Annotated in this window: 19 protein-coding genes and 5 tRNA genes; 15 read left to right on the forward strand and 9 right to left on the reverse strand. The window is 60.0% G+C overall.

Annotated elements, in window-relative coordinates; genetic code table 11:
• The first annotated feature begins 76 nt into the window (after positions 1–76).
• The 4 genes from atpD (at position 77) to DWY95_RS00515 (ending at position 5,374) form a co-directional block, all read left to right on the forward strand.
• Positions 77–1,489: a F0F1 ATP synthase subunit beta gene (atpD, locus tag DWY95_RS00500; protein WP_118551495.1), complete on the forward strand. Its 1,413-nt coding sequence runs from the start codon at positions 77–79 to the stop codon at positions 1,487–1,489.
• The gene (atpC, locus tag DWY95_RS00505; RefSeq protein ID WP_097792793.1) at positions 1,489–1,896 is read left to right on the forward strand and encodes an ATP synthase F1 subunit epsilon; all 408 of its coding nucleotides are present in this window, start codon (positions 1,489–1,491) and stop codon (positions 1,894–1,896) included. Before atpD ends, atpC begins: the two co-directional genes overlap by 1 nt.
• A gap of 177 nt (positions 1,897–2,073) precedes the next feature.
• A complete protein-coding gene (locus tag DWY95_RS00510; protein ID WP_118551497.1) occupies positions 2,074–4,677 on the forward strand; it encodes a peptidoglycan-binding protein in 2,604 nt (867 codons plus the stop codon).
• A 4-nt stretch (positions 4,678–4,681) separates the two neighbouring features.
• Complete coding sequence (locus tag DWY95_RS00515; RefSeq protein WP_118551499.1) at positions 4,682–5,374, forward strand: peptidoglycan-binding domain-containing protein; 693 nt, start codon at positions 4,682–4,684, stop codon at positions 5,372–5,374.
• Between the two features lie 44 nt (positions 5,375–5,418).
• Here DWY95_RS00515 and DWY95_RS00520 read toward each other — a convergent pair whose 3' ends face one another.
• Positions 5,419–6,759, reverse strand: coding sequence for a serine hydrolase (locus DWY95_RS00520; protein ID WP_118551501.1), 1,341 nt, complete (start codon positions 6,757–6,759; stop codon positions 5,419–5,421).
• Between the two features lie 164 nt (positions 6,760–6,923).
• Between DWY95_RS00520 and DWY95_RS00525 the strand changes: the two genes are divergently transcribed.
• Positions 6,924–7,604, forward strand: coding sequence for a metallophosphoesterase (locus tag DWY95_RS00525; protein ID WP_118551503.1), 681 nt, complete (start codon positions 6,924–6,926; stop codon positions 7,602–7,604).
• Positions 7,605–7,662: 58 nt separating this feature from the next.
• On the opposite strand, the gene DWY95_RS00530 is transcribed toward DWY95_RS00525, so the two are convergent.
• The 8 genes from DWY95_RS00530 to DWY95_RS00565 all read right to left on the reverse strand — a co-directional run bounded on the left by DWY95_RS00530 (position 7,663) and on the right by DWY95_RS00565 (position 12,582).
• Positions 7,663–8,820, reverse strand: a complete 1,158-nt coding sequence (locus DWY95_RS00530; protein ID WP_118551505.1) for a hypothetical protein — start codon at positions 8,818–8,820, stop codon at positions 7,663–7,665.
• The gene (locus tag DWY95_RS00535; protein ID WP_118551507.1) at positions 8,820–9,830 is read right to left on the reverse strand and encodes a site-specific DNA-methyltransferase; all 1,011 of its coding nucleotides are present in this window, start codon (positions 9,828–9,830) and stop codon (positions 8,820–8,822) included. Before DWY95_RS00535 ends, DWY95_RS00530 begins: the two co-directional genes overlap by 1 nt.
• 70 nt (positions 9,831–9,900) lie before the next feature.
• Positions 9,901–11,970, reverse strand: a complete 2,070-nt coding sequence (gene recG / locus DWY95_RS00540; protein ID WP_118551509.1) for an ATP-dependent DNA helicase RecG — start codon at positions 11,968–11,970, stop codon at positions 9,901–9,903.
• Positions 11,971–12,075: 105 nt separating this feature from the next.
• A tRNA-Cys gene (locus DWY95_RS00545) sits at positions 12,076–12,150 on the reverse strand.
• 28 nt (positions 12,151–12,178) lie between these two features.
• A tRNA-Gly gene (locus tag DWY95_RS00550) sits at positions 12,179–12,254 on the reverse strand.
• 37 nt (positions 12,255–12,291) lie between these two features.
• Positions 12,292–12,365, reverse strand: a tRNA-Asp gene (locus tag DWY95_RS00555).
• Positions 12,366–12,394: 29 nt separating this feature from the next.
• Positions 12,395–12,470 (reverse strand) — tRNA-Gly (locus DWY95_RS00560).
• Positions 12,471–12,506: 36 nt separating this feature from the next.
• Positions 12,507–12,582: transfer RNA gene (locus tag DWY95_RS00565), tRNA-Phe, on the reverse strand.
• A gap of 272 nt (positions 12,583–12,854) precedes the next feature.
• On the opposite strand from DWY95_RS00565, the gene DWY95_RS00570 reads away from it, so the two are divergent.
• The 10 genes from DWY95_RS00570 to infB all read left to right on the forward strand — a co-directional run bounded on the left by DWY95_RS00570 (position 12,855) and on the right by infB (position 25,929).
• Positions 12,855–14,846 (forward strand): toprim domain-containing protein, encoded by a 1,992-nt coding sequence (locus DWY95_RS00570; protein ID WP_118551511.1) that lies wholly within the window; start codon positions 12,855–12,857, stop codon positions 14,844–14,846.
• 95 nt (positions 14,847–14,941) lie between these two features.
• A complete protein-coding gene (locus DWY95_RS00575) occupies positions 14,942–17,191 on the forward strand; it encodes a DNA gyrase subunit A (RefSeq protein ID WP_118551513.1) in 2,250 nt (749 codons plus the stop codon).
• 13 nt (positions 17,192–17,204) lie between these two features.
• Positions 17,205–17,690 carry a 23S rRNA (pseudouridine(1915)-N(3))-methyltransferase RlmH gene (rlmH, locus tag DWY95_RS00580; protein ID WP_118551515.1) on the forward strand — a complete coding sequence of 162 codons (486 nt, stop codon included), beginning with the start codon at positions 17,205–17,207 and terminating at the stop codon, positions 17,688–17,690.
• Positions 17,691–17,845: 155 nt separating this feature from the next.
• The gene (locus DWY95_RS00585) at positions 17,846–19,267 is read left to right on the forward strand and encodes a glycine--tRNA ligase (protein WP_118551517.1); all 1,422 of its coding nucleotides are present in this window, start codon (positions 17,846–17,848) and stop codon (positions 19,265–19,267) included.
• 518 nt (positions 19,268–19,785) lie between these two features.
• Positions 19,786–21,027 carry an aminopeptidase gene (locus DWY95_RS00590; RefSeq protein ID WP_118551519.1) on the forward strand — a complete coding sequence of 414 codons (1,242 nt, stop codon included), beginning with the start codon at positions 19,786–19,788 and terminating at the stop codon, positions 21,025–21,027.
• A 123-nt stretch (positions 21,028–21,150) separates the two neighbouring features.
• A complete protein-coding gene (rimP, locus tag DWY95_RS00595) occupies positions 21,151–21,642 on the forward strand; it encodes a ribosome maturation factor RimP (RefSeq protein ID WP_118551521.1) in 492 nt (163 codons plus the stop codon).
• Between the two features lie 31 nt (positions 21,643–21,673).
• Positions 21,674–22,789, forward strand: a complete 1,116-nt coding sequence (gene nusA / locus DWY95_RS00600) for a transcription termination factor NusA (protein ID WP_097792781.1) — start codon at positions 21,674–21,676, stop codon at positions 22,787–22,789.
• 32 nt (positions 22,790–22,821) lie between these two features.
• Positions 22,822–23,121 carry a YlxR family protein gene (locus DWY95_RS00605; protein ID WP_097792780.1) on the forward strand — a complete coding sequence of 100 codons (300 nt, stop codon included), beginning with the start codon at positions 22,822–22,824 and terminating at the stop codon, positions 23,119–23,121.
• Complete coding sequence (locus DWY95_RS00610; protein WP_097792779.1) at positions 23,105–23,482, forward strand: 50S ribosomal protein L7ae; 378 nt, start codon at positions 23,105–23,107, stop codon at positions 23,480–23,482. The genes DWY95_RS00605 and DWY95_RS00610 overlap by 17 nt, the downstream gene beginning before the upstream one ends.
• Positions 23,479–25,929: a translation initiation factor IF-2 gene (gene infB, locus DWY95_RS00615; protein ID WP_118551523.1), complete on the forward strand. Its 2,451-nt coding sequence runs from the start codon at positions 23,479–23,481 to the stop codon at positions 25,927–25,929. Before DWY95_RS00610 ends, infB begins: the two co-directional genes overlap by 4 nt.
• The last annotated feature ends 1 nt before the right edge of the window (position 25,930 follow it).

A 25,930-nucleotide genomic window follows, 5' to 3' on the forward strand; every position in this document is an offset into this window, starting at 1 on the left:
GTCATTGCTGCGCAATGCCAGCTCCCCTGATAGGGGAGCTGGCGAGAGGTTTACACATTTTATGAAAGGCAATCGTATGATACAGGGAACTATTATTCGCGTAGCTGGCCCCGTGGTGGACGTTAAGTTCACCGAGGGCAAGCTGCCTGCCCTGCAGGAAGCGCTGACGGTGACCGCTGAGGGCACCGAGCGCACGATGGAAGTGGCGCAGCATGTCAACGAGACGACTGTGCGCTGCATCATGCTTTCTGCCAGCGAGGGTCTTGGCAAGGGGATGGTGGTCACCGCCACCGGCCACGGCCTGAACGCCCCGGTGGGCGAGGGCACCCTGGGCCGCATGTTCGACCCGCTGGGCCGCCCCATCGACGGCAAGGGCCCGGTGGACGAGCTGCCCCATTGGCCCATCCACCGCAAGGCTCCCAGCTTTGCTGAGCAGAAACCTGCAACCGAGATCCTGGAGACCGGCATCAAGGTCATCGACCTGCTGGCTCCCTACGCCAAAGGCGGCAAGATCGGCCTGTTCGGCGGTGCCGGTGTCGGCAAGACCGTTCTGATCCAGGAGCTGATCCACAATGTTGCCACCGAGCACGGCGGCTACTCCATCTTCACCGGCGTCGGCGAGCGCTCCCGTGAGGGCTGCGACCTCTGGGGCGAGATGAACGCCTCCGGTGTTCTGAACAAGACCGCACTGGTCTTCGGCCAGATGAACGAGCCCCCAGGAGCCCGTATGCGTGTGGCCGAGACCGGCCTGACCATGGCCGAGTATTTCCGTGAGGAGACCCACAAGGACGTCCTGCTGTTCATTGATAACATCTTCCGTTTCGTGCAGGCCGGTTCGGAGGTCTCCGCTCTGATGGGCCGTATGCCTTCGGCCGTCGGCTATCAGCCCACGCTGGCCAACGAGCTGGGCGCTCTGCAGGAGCGCATCACCTCCACCCGCGACGGCTCCATCACCTCGGTGCAGGCCGTCTACGTCCCCGCCGACGACCTGACCGACCCGGCCCCCGCCACCACCTTCGCCCATCTGGACGCCACCACCGTTCTGAGCCGTAAGATCGTTGAGCAGGGCATCTACCCCGCCGTGGACCCGCTGGCTTCCACCAGCCGCATCCTCGAAGCCGACATCGTGGGCGAAGAGCATTACCGTGTGGCCCGCAAGGTGCAGGCAACGCTGCAGCGCTATCAGGAGCTGCAGGACATCATCGCCATCCTGGGCATGGACGAACTGAGCGAGGAAGACAAGCTCACCGTCACCCGCGCCCGTAAATTGCAGAAGTTCCTGTCCCAGCCGTTCTCGGTGGCCGAGAACTTCACCGGCCTGCAGGGCAAGTATGTGCCTCTGGCCGAGACCGTCAAGGGCTTTGCTGCCATCGTGGACGGCCAGTGCGATGATCTGCCGGAGTGGGCCTTCTTCAACGTGGGCACCCTGGACGATGCCCGCCAGAAGGCCGCCGAGAAGCTCGCGGAGGAAAAGGGCGGTGCCGTCTGATGCAGAAGTTCATGCTGAACATCACCGCTTCCAGCGGCGAGTTTTATCAGGGCGATTGTGAGAGCTTGACCCTGCCCACCGGCGACGGTGTGTATGGTGTGCAGGCCGGCCACAGCCCGGTGCTGGTGGCCCTGCACATGGGGATTCTGCAATTCACCGTGAACGGGGAGACCCGCGATGTGCTGGTGGGCGACGGCATTGCCGAAGTGACCCCCACCTTCGTTCTGCTGCTGGTGGACAGCGCCGAGCGTCCGGAGGACATTGACCGCAACCGCGCCGAGGCCGCCCGCATCCGCGCCGAAGAGCGTTTGCAGCACAAGCAGAGCATGCACGAGTATTACCAGAGCAAGATTGCTCTTGACCGTGCCATGCAGCGCCTGCAGACTGCCGCAAAGTACAAGCGGTAAATCAGGCCGTTCCGTTTTTCCCTTCCAAGATACAACAAACAACGAACGCCCCCTGCCCGGTTCCGGAGCCTATGCCTCCGGACGGACAGGGGGCGTTTGTTTCATGCACCTTCCAACTCCTTGCCGAATACGCTGTGAGTGAACCAAGCGAACATTTCGGCAAAGGAGTTTTTGTTTATGGCGACTGGAATTCTGCGCATTCAGGCATTTGCGGCCCGGCAGTCGGCACCGGTGGAGGGGGTCACGGTGAACATCGTCGGCGACGGCTTCACCGCGGCCCGGATGACCGACGCCGAGGGCAATGCCGCGGACGTGACCCTGACCGCCCCGGACTGTGCCCTCTCGCTGGAGGAGGACAATACCACCCGTCTGCCCTATGCGGTGTGCAGCCTGACGGCCTCGAAGGCGGGGTACCGCACCGTCCGCATCCAGGGCATCCAGGTCTTTGCGGGGCAGGTGACGCTGGCCCAGCCGGAGATGATCCCCGAAACGGAGGAGGACCGGGACGTGGAGAACCCGCCCATCGTCATCCCGCCCCACCCGCTGTTTGCGGGCGGCGGGGGCAGCGGCAGAGCACCCACCGATCCGTGTGCGCCCCGTGTGCTGGACCGGGTCATCATCCCGAAGAACATCACGGTCCATCTGGGCAAACCGGCAGCTTCGGCCCGGAACGTGACCGTCTCGTTCCGCCGGTATATCGCCAACGTGGCGTCCAGCGAAGTCTACCCGACCTGGCCGGAGAGCGCCTTGCGGGCGAACATCCACTGCCAGATCTCGCTGGCGCTGAACCGCATCTACACCGAGTGGTACCCCAGCCGGGGCTACAGCTTCAACATCACCAACTCCACCAGCTACGACCAGTATTACGTCCACGGGCGGACCGTGTTCGATGTCATGGTCCGGCTGACGGACGACATCTTCAATACCTATCTCCGGAAGACCGGAACGGTCAATCCCTACTACTCCGAATACTGCGACGGCAAGTCCGTCACCTGTCCGGGTCTGAAGCAGTGGGGCACGGTCACGCTGGCAAAACAGGGCAAAACACCGCTTCAGATCCTGAAATACTACTACGGCAGCGACATCGAGATTGTCCGGACCAACAACATCCAGGCCATCCCGCAGAGCTACCCCGGCTCGCCGCTGCGGCAGGGCGATTCCGGCACGGCGGTGTTCACGCTGCAGCGGCAGCTGAACCGCATCGCGAAGGATTACCCCTTCTTTGGCAAGCTGACCGTGGACGGCGTCTTTGGTCCCCGCATGGTGTCCACGGTCAAAACGTTCCAGCGGCAGTTCAACCTGACCGCCGACGGCGTGGTGGGGCGGCAGACCTGGTATAAGATCAGCTATATCTACGTGTCGGTCAAGGATCTTGCCGAACTGACCAGCGAGGGCGAGACCTCCAGCGGCACCCTGTCGGACGGCAGCTGGGGCGGCACGGCTCTGCGCACCGGTTCCACCGGCAGCGCGGTGGAGCAGGTGCAGTTCTGGCTGAATACGCTGGCGCAGTACGAATCTGCTATCCCGTCCCTTGCGGTGGACGGCCGCTACGGCGTGGCCACGGCCAGCGCGGTGCGGGCCTTCCAGCGGCGGTACGGCCTGACCGTGGACGGTGTGGTGGGCCGCGAGACCTGGAACGCCATCTACAACGAGTTCCGGAGCATCCAGTCGGACAACGGCACCCCCAACGCCTACCCCGGCACGGCTCTGCGGGAGGGGGCCAGCGGCCAGAACGTGCGGCTCGTGCAGTTCTGGCTCAAGATCGCCCACACCGTCTATTCCAGACTGAACGACCTCACCGTGGATGGAACGTTCGGTGCGGCGACCACGGCGGCGGTAAAGCGGTTCCAGACCTACTTCGGCCTGACCAGCGACGGCGTGGTGGGCCGCACCACCTGGAACAAGCTGTACGAGGTCTACAACGACATCGCCAACAAACTGCTGTCGCCCAGCCTGCGGCCCGGCGAGTATCCGGGCATCCTCCGGCGGGGCAGCAGCGGCACGGCGGTGCGGGAACTGCAATTCTACCTCTACCTCCTGAGCGCCTATGAATCCAGTATCCCGGCGGTGGGCATCGACGGCAGCTTTGGTGCAGCCACCGAGAACGCGGTGCGGGCCTACCAGCGGTTTGCAGGGCTGACGGTGGACGGCATCGTGGGGCGGACGACCTGGGAGTCGCTCTACGGCAAGGCATCGGCTCTGCGCAGCAGCGGCCCGGTGGTCACGCTGAAACGGCTGCCCTACCCCGGTAAGCCGCTGACGGTGGGCAGTGAGGGCAGCGACGTGCTGTATTACACCATCCTGCTGCGGCGGATCGCCTATTACTTCGAGAGCGTGGAGGCACCGCCGCTGGCCACCGGCTACACCGGAGAGACTGCCGCTGCGACCCGCAGTGCCCAGGCGCTGCTCGGCCTGCCGGAGACCGGCATCGCGGACGCCGAGACCTGGACGGCGGTGGAGGCGCTGAGCCTGCAATTAGCGACCGGGATGCCCAACCCTGACCGGGATGCGGCACGGGAGATGGCATATCCGGGCCGGGCCATGAAGGAAGGGAGCGTCGGCCCGGACGTGATGCAGATCGAACAGTGGATCAACAGCCGGGCGAACCTCTGCTGCGGGGAGGGCTTCGTGTGGGATAATGCGTCCTTCGGCCCGGCGGAGACGGTGGCTGTGAAGGCCGCGCAGGCGCGGGCGGGCCTGCACCAGACCGGCACCGTTGACCGCGAGACCTGGGCGGCACTGCGGGCGCAGAGCTGCGCATGTGATTTGGAGGAGGGATGACCCAATGGCACGGCTGCTTATTTACGATGCCTACGAAAACAAGGTCTACACCTACAACAGCCTGAGCGAGAACGACCCCATGCCCTACAGCACCGGCCGGACCCTGACCCTGCGGGAGTTCCGGGGCAAATCGAACAGCCCTGTGCTCTGGACCACCATCGCGGCGATGGAGGCCTGGAACCTGACCCGCCGCACATACGGCCGCGGCATCCCGGTGGGGTATGCGTTCCGCCGCATCTGGGAGGGCGGCCACGGCACCCGCAGCCAGCACTATGCGGGGGTGGCCTTTGATGTGGGCCAGAGCCTCAGCCGGACCCAGCGCACGGCCATCTACAGGGCCGCCCGCGCGACCGGGGCGTGGGGCTACGTGGAGCCGCTGAGCCAGACGCCCACCTGGGTCCACTTTGACCGCCGCTACGGCACTCCCGCGTGCCGCGGCACCACAGCGGGCTTCCCCACCCTGCGGCGGGGGAGCCGGGGCTGCTATGTGATGATCCTGCAGGACGCCCTCTCGACGCTGGGCTACCAGACCGGGAACCGCATCGACGGCCTGTTCGGCACCCGGACGGAAGAGGCGCTCCGGGGCTATCAGCGCCGCACCAGCCTCGCGGTGGACGGCGTCTGCGGCTGCAATACCTGGAAAAAGATCACCACAGCCGTCATCGGCGTGGGCCGGACCAAAACGACGATCGACTGAACGAAAACGAGGGCAGGAACCGGTCTGGTTCCTGCCCTCGTCTGTCAGCGGCGGTGGATCTTCTTGGTCGGTCTGCGGCCATGCCAGACATTGAGCAGCCACCACAGGCCATAGATGGCGAGGGCGAGCAGGCTCATGACGATCACGACCTTCAGGTAGAGGCTGTGGAAAAAGTCCTGCACCTTCGAGACGGTGAAGAGCAGGGCGTTCTGGCGGACATCCTGCCCGGCAATGAGGTTGACCACACCGATGGTCTCACCGGCCAGCTTGAGCTCCACCGTGCCGATGACGTCGCCCTGATGGATGGGGGCGGCGGCATAATCGGGCAGATGGAAGTATTTCTGGGTGACGGTGCCGTCGCCGGAAGAGGGCAGCAGGGTCATCATGTTGTCGTCGGGGTAAAGCTGCAGCGTGTCGGTGTCGGATGAATACTTCACCGGGATCTCGGCCAGAGCCTGGTCGGTGTCCAGCGCGGCCTGGATGGAGAAGCTGTCGAACACCCAGTCGATGAGCTTGGTCGTCTCACACAGGGCCGGGCGGCGGTTCGCATAGCCGTAATCGTCGCAGGTGTCGGGGCTCTGCATGATGCAGAAGATATAGGTCGCGCCGTTCTTGTTGGCCCAGGAGACATAGCTCTGGTCGCCGTTGTCGTTCTTGTAGGCCATCACGTCGCAGATGCCGCCCTGCATCGCGCTGCGGTAGAACTTGCCGCCGCTCGTTTTGTTCAGAGCCACGTTCTGGCTGACCAGAACGAAGCTTTTGGCGTGTTTTTCCTTGGCGGGCATCGTGAAAGTCGGTGCGCTGGAGATCTCCCGGAAGGCATCAAAGCTCATCAGGTAGCGCAGGATGAGGTACATGTCCACGGCGGTGGTGGTGTTGCCGCTGTCCAGGCCGCAGGCATCGGTCCAGGTGCTGCCCGTCGTGCCGATGCGCTGGGACAGGGTGTTCATCTGGCTCACCCACCCGGTCAGGTCTCCGCCGGAAAGTTCATACGCCAGGCCCATCGCGGCCTCGTTGGCGTTCCGTGTCACCATGGCGTAGAGCGCTTCCCGGTAGGTGAAGGTCTCGCCGGAGCGCATGTCTGCGTTGTCGGAGTTGTGGACGTAATCCGAGATGGCGAACGGCATGGTAAAGGTGTTGTCGAGCTGGTCGGCGTAGTTGGTCATCACCAGAGCGATGGTCATGTATTTCGTCAGGCCGCCGGCCGGCACCTGTTTCTGGCTGTCCTTGTCGTAGACGATGATGTTGGTGTCGGTGTTCACGATGTAGGCGCTCTTGGCCTGCACCTCGTAGACGGGGCTGGGGTCGAACATGGCGCCTGCCGTCACAGCCAAACAGCTGAACAGGACCGCCAGAGACAAAAAGAGGGCAAAAATACGTTTCATGTGGACAATTCCTTCAAAAAGCGATAAAATAGAAAGACCGGAGCGCAGGATGCGGCCGGATAGGACAACAGGAAGAAGCCGGAGCTTCATTCTTTTATAATAACAGGTTTGCCCTGCGGAGACAAGGGCTTTTAACAGCTTTCACACAGGGCGGGAGGAAACGAATGGTATATCTGACGGGAGACACCCACGGCGACATCGACCGGTTCAGGCACGGCAGGCTCCGCTGGCTGAGCAGGCGGGATACCGTGGTGGTGCTGGGCGATTTCGGGTTCGTGTGGGACGGCAGCAAGGAGGAACAGAAAAAGCTGGACTGGCTGCGCAAACGCCCCTACACGCTGCTGTTTCTGGATGGCTGCCATGAGAACTACGACCTGCTGGCCCAGTACCCGACCGAGGAGCGGTTCGGCGGAACGGTCCAGGCGCTGGGCGGCAATGTCTACCATGTCTGCCGGGGCAGTGTGCTGACGCTGGAGGGCAAAAAATATCTCTGCTTCGGCGGGGCCGAAAGCCAGGACAAAGAGGAACGGGAGCCTGGGGTCAACTGGTGGCCGCAGGAGATGCCCTCGGATGAGGAATATGCCCGCTGCGAAAAGACGCTGGAAGAAAACGGCTGGCAGGTAGATTATGTGCTGACCCACGACGCCCCAAGCAGGTTCCTGGATTTTACTGCGCTGGCGCTGGGCGAGTCGAACCGGCTGCACCTCTTCCTCGATAAGATCCTGCTGAAGCTGCACTACGAAAAATGGTTCTTCGGCTGCTACCACAAGGATGTGGCCCTTTCCACCAAGAGCCGGTGCGTTTTCTGCGAGATCATTCCGATAGAAGAACGACATACAAAATGAGAAAGACACGACTTATAGAAGGGGCAAAAGAAACCCTCATAAGTCGTGTCTTTTGGCTTTACAAGTTAAGGCAAGCGGAGAGAAAATTTTGTGCGGCATCAGGGTCTATTGAAAAATCGAAATTTTCAACGACAGATTCAAGTGCTTTTCCATCGTATTGCGTCACGCCGCGTGAGTTTCTTCCAGCCCAGTGTTTCATGATTCGAGTGCCCGACAAAAGTTGACGATTGAACATGGAACATAGACGTGTCTGAATGGTCCGGTCTTTGTCAATTGCAACGACATAAATCAAATATACGCTCTTTTCCGTAGAAAGAAATGAAAGCAATTTATCAATATTATAGGCTTTTGGATTGCTGGATAAAAATAAAATTTTAGTTTTTATATCGGTTTCTGTGAGATAATGGTCAAACTCTCTTTCATAGTCTCCGAGATTGTCTGAAGTGAAAACTTTGGGCAAGGGGTGATTTGCGTGCAAACACCCTATTAGAGTGGCCTTGAGATCATCCTCGGCGGTAATCAAGTATTCAATGATACGTCCGCGCAAGTTTACGTTGTCTATGAATGCGGCAATCGCTATTTCGGATTCCACTGCATGGACGCGATGTGCTAGATCATCATTTAGGATTTGATATTCTTCAGAGTGTAAAAAAGACGCGGCTCGCGAAACGGCGTTATAAATAGAACAGATTTGTGATTCCGTAGGAGAAAATCGTTTTCCGGTTGGTGCAATATGATTCGTTGCTTCTACGAGACGCTCAAGATTTTCTTCAAAAGTATAGTTTTCATGAGAGGTATAAAGAAACTCAAAGTTTTCAGGAGTATTTTCAATGCCTTCAAACACACGCATGATGTCGCTGCCATTGAAGCTGCCTTTTATATTGTCGCGTCGAAGAGCTTGGGAAGAATGACTGATCTTTTTAAGAAATGTTGCATTTGCAAGCATGAGATAATTGCGAGCTGGGGTGACCAGGCAAACGAAAAATGGTCTATCATCGTATCGGTGGAGAACAGAAAGAGATAAAACTGTATTGCCAAAGTTTCTTGTAGCTGCTTTGCAGAAGCGAATGGAAAACCACTCACAATAGAATACACTGCGTTCCTTGATCAAGTGGAATTTCTGCTGTACAGAAGACTGCAAAAGTGCTTTATCAGCAATGCCGTTCTGACTGAAAATATACTGTGTAAGCTGTTCTATAATATCTCTGTTGTACATCAGAGTTCTCCTTGAAAGTCAAATAAACTTTTTTGAGCGTCAGAAGCAGAAGTGTCCTTTTTGGATTTTGTATGAACGGAATTCTGCTCAGCCAAAGAATTTCGCTCCCAAAATACACCGTTGATATAGCCTTGGATTCCGGGATTTAGCTTGGCCATTTCAAGTCGTTGTTCTGCCCAAACACAGTATTGAGATTCCATTTCGATGCCAATATAATGTCGAAGAAGCTTTTTTGCGACAACGCTGGTTGTGCCAGACCCTAAAAATGGGTCCAAAACAAGATCGCCTTGAGAAGAACTTGCGAGTAAGATTTTGGCAATCAATTTTTCGGATTTTTGTGTTGGATGTGCAGTGTTTTCAGCCATGGACCAAAAAGGAATTGTGATGTCATCCCAAAAGTTTGATGGACAGGTGTCACGATAATTACCTTGTTCCGTTTCATTCCAGTCTTTTGGTTTTCCATTCACTCGGTAAGGGGCAATTACCTTTTTTCTGATTTTGACGGCATCAAGGTTGAAAACATAGTGGTCACTGTTGGTAGCAAACCAAATGTCTTCCATCCCATTTTTCCAGTTTGCTTTTGCTCCACGACCCTTTTCTCTCTGCCAGGTGATTCGATTTCGAACGTGGAAAAATTCGCTTAAAATATTTCCAACGATCAGACTTGTTTCCCAGTCACAGCAAACATAAATTGAGCCGGTTTTTTTTAGTAATGGCTTTACTGCACGGAGCCATTGTCGTGTATAGTTTTCATAATCAGCACTTTTTTTCTTTGAAAAGGTAGTCTCATGAAATGTTTTTGTGAGATTATACGGCGGGTCAGCAACGATCAGGTCAACGCTCTCTGGAGGCAAAAGAGGGCAGACCCGAAGCATGTCTCCGAGAATCGTTTTGTCAACTACATGACAAAGCGTGGACTGATTTTGCGTAACGGTGATACAACGGTCAAGATACATTTTTCCTTCGCTTAAAGGCGTGTCGATCGTTTTATTTCTACTGGCTTTAGCCATGGCAAACTCCTTGGGTGAAATTTTTGTAACGGTTGTGACGGATAGAGGTAAAATAGAAACGTTGTGGATCTCAGTTCATCGCACCGGCCTTTTCGAACATCTGCTCGACCTGCGCGGCCAGAAGTGCGTGGTCTGGTGCGGTGAGGCGCGGGTCTTCGGCCAGCAGGGTGGCAGCTTCGCTCTGCGCGGCGTGGAGGGTGCGGGTGTCGTTCATCAGATCGGCGATCTGGAGGGTGGGCAGGCCGTGCTGGCGGCTCCCGAAGAAGTCGCCGGGGCCGCGCGTTTCCAGATCGTACTGTGCCACGGCGAAGCCGTCTGCCGTGGAGCAGAGGAATTTGAGCCGCTTCTGGACCGGCTCGCTCGTGTTGTCGCTGACGAGGAAGCACCAGCTCTCCGCCGCACCGCGGCCCACCCGGCCGCGCAGCTGGTGCAAAGCGCTCAGGCCGTAGCGCTCGGCGTTCTCGATGACCATGACCGTTGCGTTCGGCACATCCACGCCGACTTCGATGACGGTGGTGGAGACCAGCGCGTCCAGCTGCCCGGCCTTGAAGTCCTCCATGACGGCGGCTTTTTCCTTTGGCTTGAGCTTGCCGTGCATCAGGCCGACCCGGCGGTCGGGCAGCAACGCCTTGGCGATGTCTTCATAGTAGGTCTTCACGGCGTTCAGCCCGCCGTCGGGGGTGTCCTCGATGGCGGGGCAGACGATATACACCTGCCGCCCGGCGTTGATCTCCCGGTCAAGGAAGCCGTAGAGGTCCCGCCGCTTCTTCCCGGTGATGCACCGGGTCTTGACCGGCTTGCGGCCCGGCGGCAGTTCGTCGAGGATCGAGATGTCGAGGTCGCCGTAGAGGAGCAGCCCCAGTGTGCGGGGGATGGGCGTGGCGCTCATGACCAGCAGGTGGGGGTTCTCGGCTTTTTCGGCCAGCAGGCCCCGCTGCCGCACCCCGAAGCGGTGCTGTTCGTCCACCACGGCCAGACCCAGCCGGGCAAAGGCGACCCCCTCGCTGAGGATGGCGTGGGTGCCCACCACGAGGTCGGCTTCGTCGTTCCGGATGGCGGCCAGCGTGGTGCGGCGGGCGGCGGCTTTCATGCCGCCGGTCAGCAGGGCGACCCGCATCCCGAACGGGGCCAGCATCCGGTTCAGGTTCTCGGCATGCTGGGAAGCCAAAATCTCGGTGGGGGCCAGCAGTGCTGCCTGATAGCCGCTGCGGATGCAGGCCCAGATGGCGGCTGCCGCCACCAGCGTTTTTCCGCTGCCCACATCGCCCTGCAGCAGGCGGTTCATGGACTGCCCGCCCGCCATGTCGGTCAGGATCTCCGTCACAGCCCGCCGCTGGGCCCCGGTGGGGGCGAAGAGCAGCGCGTCCCAGAACGGCTGCGGGTCGAGAAGCTGCATCGGTGCCCCGGTGGCGGCGCTGCCCCGGTTCTTCATCCGGCCGATGCCCAGCTGCAAAATGAGAAGTTCTTCGTAGATGAGCCGCCGCCGGGCCGCAAAGGCGGCTTCCTCGCTCTCCGGGCAGTGGATGGCCCGCACAGCCTCTGCCTTGGAGAGCAGGCGGTATTTCTGGCGCATCTCCGGCGGCAGCGGGTCGGGCAGAAGCTCGGCATGGGGGAGCAGCTGGCGGACACACCGGGCGATGACGCTGCTCGAAAGCCCATCGGTCTGTGGGTAGACGGCCTCGAAGGGGGCGGCGGTGATCTGCGCCTCGGTGCGCACCTGCGGGTTGACCATCTGGCGGCGGAGCATCCCGCCGGTCACGATGCCCTGAAAATAATATGCCTGCCCCAGTTCCAGCTTCTGGGCGGCGTAGGGGTTATTGAACCAGGTGATCTCCAGGCTGGAAACATCGTCCCCTGCCGTGATCCGCTCCATCCGCCGCCCGCCGGGCAGGATGCGCCCGCCGGGCTTGGCGAACACCTCGGCCTTCACGACGCACTCGGTGTCGCAAGGTGCCTCGGCAATGGAGTAGGGCTTTGAAAAATCCATATATCTGCGCGGATAGTGGCAGAGCAGGTCCGCCAGCGTCACGATGCCCAGCTTCTCGAACCGCTCGGCGGTCTTGGGGCCGACGCCTTTCAGATACCGCACCGGCGTATCGGGGGTCAGGGTGGTGTGGGTCTCGGTGGTTTGAGCGGGCATGGCATACGCTCCTTTCTGCACAGGATACCGCTATTGTAACACGGGGAAGGGGAGGATGCAACAAAACAAAAAGATTCCCGAACGCTTTCACGTTCGGGAATCTTTTGGAGGTGACGACCAGATTTGAACTGGTGGATGAGGGTTTTGCAGACCCTTGCCTTACCACTTGGCCACGTCACCATATTGGAGTGAATATTTCCACTCCATTTGGAGCGGCCGACGAGGCTCGAACTCGCTACCTCCACCTTGGCAAGGTGGCGCTCTACCAGATGAGCTACGGCCGCATATTCGGTGCATTTATCCCTGCACCATTAGGATGAGCGACCCGGATCGGGCTCGAACCGACGACCCCCAGCGTGACAGGCTGGTGCTCTAACCAACTGAGCTACCGGGCCATATTGGAGCGGATAATTCCACTCCGTTATGGAGCGGCCGACGAGGCTCGAACTCGCTACCTCCACCTTGGCAAGGTGGCGCTCTACCAGATGAGCTACGGCCGCATATTCGGAAGAACAGATCTCTGTTCTTCTGAAAGGTGGTGCCTCCGATCGGAATCGAACCAATGACACGGGGATTTTCAGTCCCCTGCTCTACCGACTGAGCTACAGAGGCGCACCGGACGATGATTATTATACCCGAAATTCTGGATTTGTAAAGAGGAAAATGCAAATTTTTTCGAAAAAAATCAGACTTTTCTTGAAAAATGCGTCCGGACGATAAATAATAGAAGTGGATTTTTGATGCTTTCCGGCCGGGCCGGGCCGACGGCGGGGGACGAAACGCAAAATTGACATTGACAACAACCTATGGTTTAATAGAAAACTAGAAAACGATTCGGCCGGCAAAGGGTACGGGGCGTATCCGTGCAGACCGGGAGGGTGAACATGGCAAGAAAACAGGAATACGGTAACGAGAGCATTACTTCATTAAAGGGTGCGGACCGCGTCCGCAAGCGCCCGGCGGTCATCTTTGGCTCGGACGGTGTGGAGGGCTGCGCCCATTCGATCTTTGAGATCGTCTCCAACTCCATCGACGAGGCCCGCGACGGCCACGGCGACACCATCAACGTGACCCGCTGCAAGGACGGCAGCGTCATCGTCGAGGACTTTGGCCGCGGCATGCCCGTGGACTGGAACAACGGCGAGGGCCGCTACAACTGGGAGCTGCTGTTCTGCGAGATGTATGCAGGCGGCAAATACGGCGAGGGCGAGGACAACTACGAGTTCAGCCTGGGCCTGAACGGTCTGGGCCTGTGCGCCACCCAGTATTCGTCTGCCTGGATGACGGCCGACATCTACCGCGACGGCTATCATTATCATCTGGACTTCAAAAAGGGCGAGAACGTCGGCGGCCTGCAAAAGGAACCTTATAAGGGCCGCCGCACCGGAAGCATCATCCACTGGAAGCCGGACGACGAGGTCTTCACCGACATCGACGTGCCCGGCAGCTATTACAAGGATGTGCTGCGCCGTCAGGCCGTCGTCAACGCGGGGCTGACCCTGAACTTCACCGACGAAAAGGAGAAGGACCCCGCCACCGGCAAGGCCTGGAAGGAGAGCTGGTGCTACGAGCACGGCATCGCCGACTACGTGGCCGAGACGGCGGGCGAGGACACCCTGACCCCGGTGTTCAGCTGCGAGAGCGAGGCCACCGGCCGCGACCGCGAGGACCAGCCGGAATATAAGGTGAAGATGAGCGCGGCCTTCTGCTTCTCCAATAAGGTGCAGCTGCTGGAATATTACCACAACTCCTCCTGGCTGGAGCACGGCGGCAGCCCCGAACACGCGGTGCGCACGGCCTTCGTCTACCAGATCAACAAGTACCTGAAGGACAAGAATCTTTATAAGAAGGGCGAGAGCGCCATCAGCTTTCAGGATGTGCAGGACTGCCTGGTCTATGTCTCGTCCAGCTTCTCCACCCGCACCAGCTACGAGAACCAGACCAAGAAGGCCATCACCAACAAATTCGTCTCGCAGGCGATGACGGATTTTTTGAAGCACTATCTGGAAGTCTACTTCCTCGAAAAGCCGGAGGAAGCCCAGAAGATCTGCCAGCAGGTCCTGGTCAACAAGCAGAGCCGGGAACACGCCGAAAAGACGCGCCAGAGCATCAAAAAGACGCTCTCCACCCAGATCGACCTCGCCAACCGGGTGCAGAAGTTCGTGGACTGCCGCACCAAGGATGCTTCCCGCCGCGAGCTGTATATCGTCGAGGGCGATTCGGCTATGGGTGCCGTCAAGCAGAGCCGCGACAGCGAGTATCAGGCCATCATGCCCATCCGCGGCAAGATCCTGAACTGCCTCAAGGCCGACTATGCCCGCATCTTCAAGTCGGACATCATCGTGGACCTCATCAAGGTGATGGGCTGCGGCGTCGAGCTGGGCGGCAAGCACAACAAGGAGCTGGCGACCTTCAATCTGGACAATCTGCGGTACAACAAGATCGTCATCTGTACCGATGCCGATGTGGACGGCTACCAGATCCGCACCCTGGTGCTGACCATGCTCTACCGCCTGACGCCCACCCTCATCAACGAGGGCTATGTCTACATCGCGGAGTCGCCGCTGTACGAGATCACCACCAAAGACCGCACCTATTTCGCTTACACCGAGCCGGAGAAGGCGGCGTTCCTGAAGGAGATCGGCGAGAAGAAATACACCATCCAGCGCTCGAAAGGTCTGGGTGAGAACGACCCGGAGATGATGTGGCTGACCACCATGAACCCGGAGAGCCGCCGCCTCATCAAGGTGCTGCCCACCGATGTGGAGGAGACCGCCCGCGTGTTCGACCTGCTGCTGGGCGACAACCTCGCCGGACGCAAGGAGCACATCGCAGAGCACGGCGCAGAGTATCTGGACGATCTGGATGTGTCTTGACCTCTCCGTCCATGCTGCGCAGTGCCGCTGCTCCTGACAGGAGAGCTGTCGAGCGTGAGCGAGACTGAGAGGTTTATTTAGAGGATAAAAGAAGAATGGCAAAACGAACAACAAAGAAAACACTCAAGCCGGTCCGCCCGCAGCTGGGCGACGGCGTTGAGATCCTGAATGCGGGCAGTGTGCTGGAAGACCCCATCACCCGCACGCTGGAGACCAACTATATGCCCTATGCGATGAGCGTCATCGTCTCCCGCGCTCTGCCGGAGATCGACGGCTTCAAACCCGCCCACCGCAAACTGCTGTACACGATGTACGGCATGGGCCTGCTCAAGGGGGCCCGCACCAAATCCGCCAACATCGTGGGCAGCACCATGCACCTGAACCCCCACGGCGATGCGGCCATCTACGACACCATGGTCCGCATGGGCCGGGGCAACGAGAGCCTGCTGGTGCCCTATGTGGACAGCAAAGGCAACTTCGGCAAGGCCTACAGCCGGGATATGTCCTGTGCAGCGGCCCGTTACACCGAGGCCAAGCTCGAAGGCGTCTGCGAGGAGCTGTTCCGGGACATCGACCGGGAGACGGTCGATTTCGTCCCCAACTACGACGGCACTACCACCGAGCCGACCCTTCTGCCGGTCACGTTCCCCACCATCCTGGCCAACAACACACTGGGCATTGCCGTCGGCATGGCCTGCAACATCTGCTCGTTCAATCTGGTCGAGCTGTGCAACACCACCATCGCCCTGATGAAGGACCCCCGGCATGACATCTCCACCACGATGCCGGCCCCGGATTTCGTGGGCGGCGGCCAGATCTTGTACGACGAAGCCCAGATGCGGGAGATCTACGAGAACGGCCGCGGCAGCGTCCGGGTCCGTGCCCGTTATAATGTGGTGCCCGGCGAGAACATGCTGGAGATCACCCAGATCCCGCCTACCACGACGGTGGAAGCCATCATGGACAAGATCGCCGAGCTGGTCAAGGCCGGAAAGATCAAAGAGATCAGCGACATGCGCGATGAGACCGACCTGAACGGCCTCAAGCTGACCCTCGACCTCAAGCGCGGCGTGGACGCCGAAAAGCTGATGGCCAAGCTGTTCAAGACCACCCCGCTGGAAGACAGCTTCAGCGCCAACTTCAACATTCTGGTCTCCGGTCAGCCGAAGGTCATGGGTGTGCGGGAAATTTTGAATGAGTGGACGGCGTTCCGGATGGAATGCGTCCGCCGCCGTACCTTCTTCGACCTTCACGGCAAGGAAAAGCGCCTGCATCTGCTTCAGGGTCTGGCCGCCATCCTGCTGGACATCGACAAGGCCATCCACATCATCCGCACCACCGAGGAGGAGACCGAGGTCGTGCCCAACCTGATGATCGGCTTCGGCATCGACGAGGTGCAGGCCGACTATGTGGCCGAGATCAAGCTGCGCCACCTGAACCGGGAGTACATCCTCAAGCGCACCGGGGAGATCGAGCAGCTGGAGAAGGACATCGCCGACCTGAACGACATTCTGGCAAAGCCCGCCCGCATCCGGAAGATCATCATCAAAGAGCTGACGGATGTTGCCAAAAAGTACGCCCAGCCCCGCCGCAGCGAAATCCTGTACGATCTGCCGGAGGAGGAGAGCGGCACCGAGGAAGAGGTCATCCCGGATTATCCGGTCACCGTCTTCTTCACCCGCGAGGGTTACCTGAAAAAGATCCCGCCCCAGAGCCTGCGCACCGCCGGTGCCCACAAGCTCAAGGAGGGCGACGAGATCATCCAGCAGGTGGAGACCCGCAACAACGTGGAGGCGCTCTTCTTCACCGACCGGCAGCAGGTGTACAAGGTGCGCCTGAACGAACTGGAAGACGGAAAAGTGGCGCAGATGGGCATTTTTATTCCGGGCCGTCTGGGCATGGACGAGGGCGAGAACGTTCTGGCCATGGTCATCACGAGCGATTATTCCGGCTTCATGCTCTTCTTCTTTGCGAGCGGCAAGTGCGCCAAGATCCCGCTGAACTCCTATGCCACCAAGCTGAACCGCCGCAAGCTGCTCAAGGCCTACTGCGACAAGGAAACGCTGGCGAAGATGGTCTTCCTGCCCGAAGAGACGGAGCTTGCCATCCGCACCAGCGCGGGCCGGATGCTGCTGGTGGGCACAGCGCAGATCAGCGCCAAGGCCACCCGCGACAGTCAGGGCGTGGCGGTCGTCACCCTGAAGAAGAACCAGCACATCGCGTCGGTCGTTCCGGCGGAGACGCTGGAACTGGCCAACCCCCACCGCTACCGCGTCCGCAGCCTGCCCGCCACCGGTGCCCTCATCCGCACCGAGGACGAAGGCGAGCAGCTGACGCTTCTGTAAAGGAGACGACACTATGCAAAACATCGACCTGATCTGTGTGGGCAAGCTCAATGCAAAATACTTTGCAGAGGGCGTGGCCGAGTACCAGAAGCGTCTGGCGGCCTTTGCGTCCTTCCGGATCATCGAGCTGCCGGAAGAAAAGATCGAGGAGAAGAACGCCTCCGATGCGGTGGTGAAAAAGGCGCTGGAAAAGGAAGGAAAAGCCATCCTCTCCAACGTCCGCAAAGGTGCAGCCATCGTGGCCCTGTGCATCGAGGGGAAACAGATCTCCTCGGAGGAGCTGGCCTGCTTCCTGGCCGACCGCGCAGGCAGCGGGGCAGGGGATGTGGCCTTCGTCATCGGCTCGTCCCACGGGCTGGCCGATGAGGTCAAGCGGGCGGCGGCGCTCAAATTCAGCATGGGCCGCATCACGATGCCCCATCAGCTGGCCCGCCTGGTGCTGACGGAACAGCTCTACCGCGCCTGCACCATCAATGCGGGCATGAAATACCACAAGTAACGGCCCGCAGCGCCCGGCCCCCATATTTGGAGGCGCAAAGCATTGACGGAGCGGGCAAAACATGGTAGCATAAAGATATACGGCAGTTGGGAAAGCTGCCGCAACACAACACACGACACGGCAAGCCAGCCGCGGACGGAAAGGATGTTATTACAATGGAACAGAGCGAAAAGACCCTTGATATGATCGTCAACCTCTGCAAGAACCGTGGTTACGTGTTCCCCGGTTCGGAGATCTATGGCGGTCTTGCCAACAGCTGGGATTACGGCCCGCTGGGCGTCGAGTTCAAGAACAACGTCAAGAAAGCATGGCTGAAGAAGTTCGTGCAGGAAAGCCCCTACAACGTGGGCCTGGATGCAGCCATCATCATGAATCCGCAGACCTGGATCACCACCGGTCACGTGGCGGGCTTCTCGGACCCGCTGCTGGACTGCCGCGCCTGCAAGGCACGTCACCGTGCCGACAAGCTCATCGGCGACGAGCACCCCGAAGTGAACGTCGATGCCATGAGCTTTGACGAGATGGACCAGTTCATCGCCGAGCACGAGGACATCGTCTGCCCCGTCTGCGGCAAGCATGACTTCACTCCCATCCGCAAGTTCAACCTGATGTTCAAGACGGCCATCGGCGTCACCGAGGACAGCTCCTCGACCTGCTACCTCCGCCCGGAGACCGCACAGGGCATCTTCGTCAACTTTGCCAACATCCAGCGCACCACCCGCCGCAAGCTGCCCTTCGGCGTCTGCCAGGTCGGCAAGGCCTTCCGCAACGAGATCACGCCGGGCAACTTCACCTTCCGTACCCGCGAGTTCGAGCAGATGGAGTGCGAGTTCTTCTGCAAGCCGGGCACCGACCTGGAGTGGTTCGCTTACTGGAAGGATTACTGCGAGAACTGGCTGCTGAGCCTGGGCATCCAGAAGGAGCACCTGCGCCTGCGTGACCACGAGCCCGCAGAGCTGGCTTTCTACAGCCGTGCCACCACTGATATCGAATATGCCTTCCCGTTCACCGACTGGGGCGAGCTGTGGGGCATTGCCGACCGCACCAACTACGACCTGAGCCGCCATCAGGAGGCTTCCGGCAAGAGCCTGGAGTACTTCGACAGCGAGACCAACGAGCACTACATCCCCTACGTCATCGAGCCGTCTCTGGGCTGTGACCGTGTGGCGCTGGCCTTCCTGTGCGAGGCCTACGACGAAGAGCACCTCGTGGATGCCAAGGGCAAGGAGGATGTCCGCACCGTTCTGCACCTGCATCCGGCGCTGGCTCCCTACAAGTGCGCTGTCCTGCCCCTGAGCAAGAAGCTGGGCGACAAGGCAATGGAGATCCGCAACGAGCTGAGCAAGTACTTCATGGTCGATTACGACGATACCGGTTCCATCGGCAAGCGTTACCGCCGTGAGGATGAGATCGGCACCCCGTACTGCATCACCGTGGACTTTGACACCGTCGGCGACGAGGCCAAGGGCATCGCAGCAGACAACTGCGTCACCGTCCGCGACCGCGACACCATGGAGCAGGTCCGTATGCCCATCTCTGAGCTGAAGAGCTACATTGAGAGAAAGATCGAGTTCTGAATTTTTTGATTTCAGAGCGATAAAATCAGCCCCGCCGTTGCAATTTCGGCGGGGCTGTGGTATAGTATAAATAGACGAAGAGAATGCTGCCCGGCAAACGGTCAGCACCTTTCCGGCATGTCAACTATAAAAAGTGACCGCACGAGTTGGGAGCTGGGCGGTCACTTTTTATGTGTAAAGATCTTCCATGCGATGTCGAACATGCCAAAGCCGACGGTTGCAAGCAGCGTCAGCAGAGCTAAAGTCTCCAAGAGCGTCATGAAGCATCCCCCCTTCCGCATAAAACGTCGGGGGTGCATAAAAATTGTCTGCCTCCCCGACGCAGGGCCGGAAAGGTGAACGGACCGCATGCCGTATGTGGGCAGCATTCTCATAAGCCAGTATACCAGACGTTTTGCCCTTTTTCAACGGGGCGGGACGTCTTTTTCTGTTTCGGCTGTGGACATCCCCTCGGAAAAAGGGTATACTGGACACAAGATCAACTGTGTGCCGTTTTTGCACGGCGGAAAGGAACTTTTGTGGAAAACTTCAACGAACTGCTGAAAAAATATGCCGATTTCATTGTCCGGGTGGGGGTGAACCCCCAGCCGGGCCAGACTCTTATCATCCGTTGCTCGCTGGAGGCTGCTCCGCTGGCCCGGCTGTGCGTCCGCAGTGCCTTTGAGGCCGGGGCGCGGGATGTGCAGGTGGACTGGAACGACAATGCCGTTTCCCGCAGCCGCATGGAACTGGGCAGCGAGGAGGCCCTGACGGACTTCAAGCCTTACCAGCTGCGCCGCTATCTGGACTACGCCGAAAGCGAAGGCAGCGTCTGCGTGCTGCACCTCATCGCCGATGATCCGGAGGTCTACGCCGGGCTGGACAGCGCCAAGATCAGCCGGGTGAACGCCGCCAACCGGAAATTCATGGCCCCGTGGCGGGAGTACACCATGAACGACCGGGTCCAGTGGTCCATCGCTGCCATGCCGAGCGCGCCGTGGGCGAAGAAGATGTTCCCCGACCTCGACACCGATGCCGCCATCGAGAAACTGTGGCAGCTCATCTTTGATGTCTGCCGTGTGACTGGCGGCGACCCGGTGGGCGAGTGGAAAGCACACCTCGACCGCCTGATGACCCTGCGCGACAAGATGAACGCCTTCGACCTCGAAAGCGTCCACTTCAAGAGCAGCAACGGCACCGACCTGACCGTCGGTCTGGCCGACAAGGCCAGCTGGGAGAGCGCCGGCAGCAGGAACGAGAAGGGCGTGGAGTTCCTGCCCAACATCCCCACCGAAGAGGTCTTCACCGCGCCCCACAAGGACAAGGTGAACGGCGTCGTCTACGGCACCAAGCCCTACGTCTTCAACGGCCAGCTCATCAAGGGCTTCCATGTGACCTTCCAAGACGGTAAGGTCGTGGAGCATGGTGCCGAGGAGGGCGCTGACCTGCTGGGTCAGCTGCTGGACACCGATGAGGGTGCCCGCAGCATCGGCGAAGTGGCGCTCGTGCCCGCTTCCAGCCCCATCAACCGCAGCGGTGCCCTGTTCTACAGCACCCTGTTCGATGAGAACGCCGCCTGCCACATCGCCTTCGGCGCCAGCTATCCCGGCACCACGGCCGACGGCACCCGCCTTTCCAAGGAGGAGCTGCTGGAGCGCGGCATGAACCAGTCGGCCATCCACGAGGACGTCATGATCGGTGCGGAGGACAGCGAGATCACCGGCAAATGCCGCGACGGCCGCACCGTGACCCTCTTCCAAAACGGTGTCTGGGCGCTGTAAGAGATTTTTCAACGAAATCTCTTGCATATTTTGCCGGAGTATGGTATATTCTATTTGTACGATATAACTTTTATGGAACGTGGGCCGCAAGGTCCGCGTTTCTTGTTTGTTTGGAGGTTTTTTATGGCGAAGCAGTCTGGCGGCAATACCGCCCAGAGAGTCGAAGCGCTTGTCCGCCCCACCGTGGAGGGCATGGGGCTGCGCCTGTGGGACGTTGTGTTTGAAAAGGAAGGGCCGGACTGGTATCTTCGCGTCCTCATCGACAAGACGGACGGCACCACCATGGACACCGACACCTGTGCCGATGTCTCCCATGCGCTGGACCCCATCCTGGATGAGGCAGACCCCATTGAGCAGAGCTATTATCTGGAAGTGGGCAGCCCCGGCCTGGGCCGCAAGCTGACCCGCCCGGAACATTACGAAGCCGTCAAGGGGCAGAAGGTCAGCGTCAGGCTGTTCCGTGCCAACGAGAACGGCACCAAGGAGTTTTCCGGCATCCTGACCGGCCGCGAGGGCAGCACCATCACGGTCGAGACGGAGAATGGCACCGTGAACTTTGAAGCGTCGGCCGCCAGCACCGTGCGTCTGTGCGACGACGAGGATCTGTTTGACTGAAAAAGAGAAAGAATTAGGAGGAACCCGAAAAATGGCAGCTGCTAATAATGAATTTTTTGAAGCTCTCTCCATGCTGGAGCACGAGCGCGGCATCACCGCGGAGTACCTGATCGAGAAGATCAAGGCAGCCATCGTGATCGCTGTCAAGAAGAACTACGAGGTCGAGGACGACAACGTCATGGTCGAGATCGACCCCGCCACCGGCAAGTTCAATGTGGCCCTGCTGCAGAACGTCGTCGCCGATGAGGACTGGTACGATGAGCACGCTGAGATCGGCCTGACCGAGGCCCAGAAGCTGCGCAAGAGCTACGAGATCGGCGACCGTGTCGTCACCCCGCTCAAGACCAAGGACTTCGGCCGCATCGCAGCCCAGACCGCAAAGCACGTCATCCGTCAGGGCATCCGCGAGGCCGAGCGCAGCCAGCAGCTGAGCGAGATCCAGAGCCGCGCCCATGACATCATCCAGGCCACCGTGACCCGTGTGGACAACGAGAAGGGCATCGTGGCCCTGGACCTGGGCAAGGGCGGCGAGGCCATCCTGCCCCGCAACGAGCAGGTGCCCGGCGAGACCTACACCGAGGGCGAGACCCTGCAGGTCTACGTTGTGGACGTCGTCAGCGGTGAGCGCGGTGCCCGCGTTATGATCAGCCGCACCCATCCGGGCCTGGTCAAGCGTCTGTTCGAGCTGGAAGTGCCGGAGATCTACGACGGTACCGTCGAGGTCAAGGCCATCAGCCGCGAGGCCGGTGCCCGCACTAAGATGGCCGTCTGGTCCAAGGACCCCAACGTCAACCCCGTTTCTGCCTGCATCGGCCCCCACGGCGACCGTGTGGCCGCTGTCGTCGAGAAGCTGGGCGGCGAGAAGATCGACATCGTGAAGTGGAGCGAGGATGTCTCCGAGTTCATCTCGGCAGCCCTCAGCCCCGCCAAGGTGCTCAAGGTCGAGCTGCTGCCCGGCGAGACCCGCTCCTGCCGCGTGACCGTGCCGGACCAGCAGCTGAGCCTGGCCATCGGCAACAAGGGCCAGAACGCCCGCCTGTGCGCCCGCCTGACCGGTTATAATATTGATATCCGCCCCGAAAGCGGTTATTATGGTGAGGAAGAGCCCAAGGCCGAAGAGACCAAGACCGAGGAGACTGCAGAATAAGCAGCCGCCCCATGCCGAAGGAGGGAAATCGGATGGCACAGAAGAAGATCCCTGCCCGCCAGTGCATCGGCTGCATGACCAGCCGCCCCAAAAAGGAGCTGGTGCGGGTGGTGCGCGCGCCCAGCGGCGAGATCAGCATCGACCTCGTGGGCAAAAAGCCCGGCCGCGGCGCATACCTCTGCCCGGACCCGGCCTGCCTGGCAAAGGCAAAGAAGAAAAAGGCGCTGGAGCGCTGCTTTGAGCAGCCGGTTCCCGCCGAAGTGTACGATGCACTGGCCGAACAGCTGGCCGGTGCCGCAAAGGAGGCGGAGCAGAATGGCAAAGCAGACTAAAAAGACCGAAAAGCCCACCCTGCCCCCGCAGGAAGCCCTGTATCAGGCCATCAGCCTCTGCCGTAAGGCGGGCGCATTGACCATGGGCTTTGACGCCGTGGAAGACGCCTGCGTCAAGGGCAAGGCCTGGCTCGTGATGACCGCATCCGACGCCAGCGCCAAGACCGTGCAGCGTTTGAATTATGCGGTGGGTGACCTCGTGGATGTGATCACCATGCCGCTGACACAGGACCGGCTGGCCGATATCAGCCGCAAACCGGTGGCGGTGTATGCCGTGACCGACCGCAACCTCGCAAAGCTCTGCTTTGACCGTCTGTCGGACTGCGGGGCAATCAAAAATGAGGAGGATATGAGCGAATGACCGTAAAATATAAAGTGAGCGATTTTGCAAAGGACCTGAACATTTCCGCAAAGAAGGTCCTGGATGAGCTGGCCGCGATGGGCAGCACCGGCAAGAAGAACAGCTCCACTCTGGAGGAGAACGAGCTGAACTACCTGCTGGAGAAATTCAGCAAGGACAACAGCGAGGCAGACCTGTCTGCCTACCTGAACAGCGCCCGGCAGCCGGCCCCGGAGAAGAAGGCCGAGCAGCCCAGAAAGGCCGAAAAGAAGGCAGAGCCCAAGGCTGAAAAGCCCGCAGCTCAGCCCGCTCAGCCTGCAAAGAAGGCAGAGCCCCAGAACAACCAGAACCAGAAGAACAAGAAGAACGAGCAGCACAAGAAGCGCGAGGAGAAGACCGTTTCTCTGAGCGAACTGGCCCGCGAGACCGGCGCCAAGGCAACCACCGCCCCGGCACAGTCGGTCTCTGTCCGCCGTGAGGACAGCCAGGTCACCGTCGATACCCGTACGGTGGACGTGAACGTGGACCGCTTCGATGCCCGTTACGATGATCTGGCCTCCACCAAGAACACCGAGAACCGCCGCAAGCCGACCCCGCAGGGCAACAAGCAGAAGTTCACCCAGCGCGGCCAGCGCCAGCGCCAGCAGTTCCAGAAGGGCAAGCGCGAGACCGAGTTTGAGCGGCTGCAGCGCATCCAGCTGGAGAAGGCCCGCAACGCACAGCTGAAGGTCTCCATCCCCGACGAGATCACCGTCGGCGAGCTGGCTGCCCGCCTCAAGCAGCAGGCCGGCAAGGTCATCGCCAAGTTCATGCAGATGGGCGAGATGCACGCCATCAACGACGTCATTGACTTCGATACCGCCTCCCTGCTGGCCGAGGAGTTCCACGCCAAGGTCGAGCACGAGGTGCATGTGACCATCGAGGAACGCCTGTTCACGCAGGAAGAGGACGCACAGGAAGACCTCGTCGAGCGTCCGCCGGTCGTCTGCGTCATGGGCCACGTTGACCACGGCAAGACCAGTATCCTGGACGCCATCCGCAAGACCAACGTCACCGCCGGTGAGGCGGGCGGCATCACCCAGGCCATCGGTGCTTATCAGGTCAAGGTCAATGACAGCGTCATCACCTTCCTGGATACGCCGGGCCACGAGGCGTTCACCTCCATGCGCGCCCGCGGTGCCAACATGACCGATATCGCGGTCCTGGTCGTTGCAGCCGATGACGGCATCATGCCCCAGACCGTGGAGTCCATCAACCACGCCAAGGCCGCCAACGTCAAGCTGATCGTGGCCATGAACAAGATGGATAAGCCCACCGCAAACCCGGAGCGCGTGATGGAAGGCCTGACCAAGTACGGCATCATCACCGAGGACTGGGGCGGCGACGTCGCCTGCATCCCCGTTTCTGCGCTGACCGGCATGGGCATCAACGACCTGCTGGAGCGCATCGCGCTGGAAGCCGAGGTCATGGAACTGAAGGCCAACCCCAACCGCCGCGCCAAGGGTGCTGTCGTTGAGGCCCGCCTGGATAAGGGCCAGGGCCCCATCGCCACCATTCTGGTTCAGAACGGCACCCTGCATGCCGGTGACGTCATCATCGCCGGTACCGCCGTGGGCCGTGTGCGCACCATGCGCAGCGACAAGGGCAAGCTGCTGAACGATGCCGGCCCCTCGACCCCGGTCGAGATCACCGGCCTGACCGCCGTGCCCGAAGCAGGCGACCTGTTCGAGGCCGTTGCCGACGAGCGCCTGGCCCGTGAGCTGGCCGAGCAGCGCATCGCAGCCGCCAAGGAGAAGCAGTTCTCTGCCTTCCAGAAGGTCACGCTGGATAATCTGTTCAGCCAGATGGCCCAGAACGATATGAAGGAGCTGGCCATCGTCGTCAAGGCCGATGTGCAGGGTTCCGCCGAGGCCGTCAAGCAGAGCCTCGAAAAGATCTCCAACGACGAGGTCCGCGTCCGCGTTATCCACGCCGGTGTCGGTGCCATCAGCAAGTCCGACGTGGACCTGGCCGATGCGTCCAACGCCATCATCATCGGCTTCAACGTCCGCCCCGACAACGTGGCCAAGGAAGAAGCCGCTGCCACCAAGGTCGAGATGCGGATGTACCGCGTCATCTACGATGCCATCAACGATGTCACCGACGCGATGAAGGGTATGCTGGCACCCAAGTTCCGCGAAGTCTCGCTGGGCGAGCTGCAGGTCCGTCAGGTCTACAAGATCAGCAATGTTGGCACCGTTGCAGGCTGCCGCGTCACCAGCGGCAAGATCACCCGCGACAGCAAGGTGCGTGTCGTCCGTGATGGCATCGTCATCACCGAGGACGAGATCGCATCCCTGAAGCGCTTCAAGGACGACGCCAAGGAAGTGGCCGAGGGCTACGAGTGCGGCGTCACGCTGGCAAAGTTTGCGGACGTCAAGGAAGGCGACGTGTACGAGGCCTTCAAGATGGAAGAGTACCGCGACTAAA

The organism is Faecalibacterium sp. AF28-13AC (genome assembly GCF_003478405.1).
Lineage (GTDB): Bacteria > Bacillota > Clostridia > Oscillospirales > Ruminococcaceae > Faecalibacterium > Faecalibacterium prausnitzii_E.